At 28.8% G+C, this 1,762-nt stretch carries 2 protein-coding genes; both read right to left on the reverse strand.

Annotation, left to right across the window (positions count from 1 at the left end):
• Window positions 1-515 precede the first annotated feature (515 nt).
• Window positions 516-755, reverse strand: a complete 240-nt coding sequence (locus ADI76_RS05010) for a GlsB/YeaQ/YmgE family stress response membrane protein (RefSeq protein WP_003007835.1) — start codon at window positions 753-755, stop codon at window positions 516-518.
• 616 nt (window positions 756-1,371) lie between these two features.
• Window positions 1,372-1,575 carry a CsbD family protein gene (locus ADI76_RS05015; protein WP_049472676.1) on the reverse strand — a complete coding sequence of 68 codons (204 nt, stop codon included), beginning with the start codon at window positions 1,573-1,575 and terminating at the stop codon, window positions 1,372-1,374.
• Window positions 1,576-1,762 lie beyond the last annotated feature (187 nt).

Here is a 1,762-nt window from a genome sequence, read left to right on the forward strand (position 1 = left end):
CAGCAGCCCCTTCTTTTTCTGTTTTCTTGTCGCCAGTCAATTTACCGAATCCTTCTTTGACTGTACCTTTTGCTTGATTGATTTTTTCTTCTGTAGACATACTATTACCTCCATCTGTAATATATTTTATTTTATATCAAAAGAAAACCGATTTTTCGCTTAAATCTTATGCTAAGTGTGCCATCATTCAGTTAAATTGAAATAGTGCTTTACTTAGGTTTATTTGATTATATCAGCTTATAACCTATATAATCTTATTGTAAAAGTTAATATGAACAGAACTAAAAATTGTATAGAGTATGTTGATCTAACACGAAAAATCGATTATACTTATGACTTATTTGTCATCACCATTAAATAAATTCTTTATATCTTTGATTGCGCCTTAAACAGCATCTTTTACTTAGTTGCCTTTTTCTTCTGTAATTTTGAAATAACGAATCTTTTCAAAACTACAATCAAATCATAATCTTTTCCTGTTATAAAGATTATGATATATTTTTGAAAAAAGAAATTTATTCCTTCTTCCCTAAGAAGAATGAAACGACACAAACAACAATGACAGCTCCCGCAATTGAAGGAAGCAATGCCATACCTGCCAAAGATGGTCCCCAAGTACCCAAAAGAGATTGTCCAACTGATGAACCAATTAAACCTGCTAAAACATTAGCAATGATACCCATTGAACCACCCTTTTTTGTGATTCCTCCTGCAATGAGACCAATAAGGCCTCCTACAATAATAGACCAAAGCATAATAGGACTCCTTTCTATCTCAAAGAAACGCTATTTAAATCATATTCAATAAGCAAGTATGATGAATATAACATTTTTGTATTTTGCTTTTTTAGCTAAAAGTTTCTTATTGAATAAAAATTAAAGCGCTTACTTTTCTAGAGATAATATAATTATAGACTATTTTTTATAGGGAGTCAACTAAAATACTTGACTTTTTTAAAATTGTTAAAATATATTAAATTATAAAACAAAATACCTAAATAGTATTATTGTTTGTGATAAACAAATAGAAAATATATGTTGAATCATTCTATTGTATATTGATTTATATGTATTTTCTGCTTTTAAATTATGTCTTATCTCACTTTATTTTTTATAGTTATTTTCATTTGTTTAATGTATAAAATAAATATAAAGTGTGTGTTTCATTAATTTTTAAAGCAAAGCAGAAATGTAGCTAATTGCTTATATCATTAGAAGATTTTTTTAGATTCTCAACATATCTGTATAGTAACAGCCTCTTAAAAATTTTGATCAAAAAGCACCCCATCTTCTATAGTAGATATAAAAACTATAGAATTTAGGGTGCTTTTTTAGGATAGACTAGTTGGGATTGAATGATAACAAATAACTATTATTTGTCGTCACCTTTAATCATATTTTTAACGCCTTCGATTGCTCCTTCAACAGCATCCTTTGCGTCTTCGGCAACTTCTTTAACTTTAGAAATTACTTTTTCAGCAGTTCCTTCTTTTTCTGTTTTTTCATCGCCAGTTAGTTCACCAACTTTTTCTTTTACAGCACCTTTTGCTTGGTTTAATTTTTCTTCAGTTGACATAGTCTTGCCTCCGTTATAATTTATTTATTCTATGAATAATTTTTACTCGAATTAAATCTGATCGTCATTTAACCTATTAGTTGGCTTATGACCATTTACCATCTTTTATCTTGACAACTATTTGTCGTCACCTTTAATCATATTTTTAACGCCTTCGATTGCTCCTTCAACAGCATCTTTTGCGTCT

This window comes from Streptococcus parasanguinis (assembly GCF_001074805.1).
Lineage (GTDB): Bacteria > Bacillota > Bacilli > Lactobacillales > Streptococcaceae > Streptococcus > Streptococcus parasanguinis_A.

Coding starts and splice junctions, on each gene's coding strand:
- ADI76_RS05010 (WP_003007835.1), bottom strand. CDS start 755: ATGCTTTGGTCTATTATTGTAGGAGGCCTTATTGGTCTCATTGCAGGA.
- ADI76_RS05015 (WP_049472676.1), bottom strand. CDS start 1,575: ATGTCAACTGAAGAAAAATTAAACCAAGCAAAAGGTGCTGTAAAAGAA.